Genomic DNA, 686 nt, shown 5'->3' with positions numbered 1-686 from the left:
CGTTTAGGAACGCGTAAGCTGTACTTTATGTTGAAAGAACGATTTAATACGCTTCACATCAAAATAGGCAGAGATGCGCTGTTCAATTTCTTACGTTCGGAACATTTATTAATAAAGCCCGCAAGAAGTTATATCAAAACAACCAATTCAAAACATTGGTTGCATAAGTACCCCAATCTTCTAAAAGAGAAAAAAGCTGTCAGAGCAGAAGAAATATGGGTTTCTGACATCACTTATATTCAAACTAAGGAAAAAACTGCCTATTTAAGTTTAGTAACGGATGCTTGGTCTAGAAAAATTCTAGGATTTCATTTACATCATGATTTAAGCACTGATGGTGTCGCTAAAGCATTAAAAATGGCTATTAAATCAAGAACAAGCCATCTTCCTTTGATACATCATTCGGATAGAGGATTACAATATTGTTCAATGCAATATCAAGAAATACATCGTAAAAACAACATTACTTGCTCCATGACTGATGGTCATGATTGTTATCAAAATGCTCTTGCTGAGAGGATAAATGGTATATTGAAAAATGAGTTTATGATTAGCAGGCCTAAAAACATAAAACAAGCAAACACCATGATTAGGCAATCAGTGAAATTATATAATAATAGAAGGCCACATACTGCATTAAAATATAAAACACCTAGTCAAGTACATAAACAAAAAATCCTTACTTG

The 686-nt window shown here is 32.9% G+C and carries 1 protein-coding gene; it reads left to right on the top strand.

Features of this window, described 5'->3' with window-relative positions; genetic code table 11:
* Nucleotides 1-27: 27 nt before the first annotated feature.
* On the top strand, nucleotides 28-686 hold a 659-nt coding region (locus ACFS6I_RS24455; protein ID WP_380924465.1), incomplete at its 3' end, for an IS3 family transposase.

This window comes from Sphingobacterium anhuiense (assembly GCF_042686355.1).
Classification (GTDB): Bacteria; Bacteroidota; Bacteroidia; order Sphingobacteriales; family Sphingobacteriaceae; genus Sphingobacterium; species Sphingobacterium anhuiense.
Note: the sequence above shows the minus strand (reverse complement) of the source record. Positions and strands in the feature narration are given on the sequence as shown.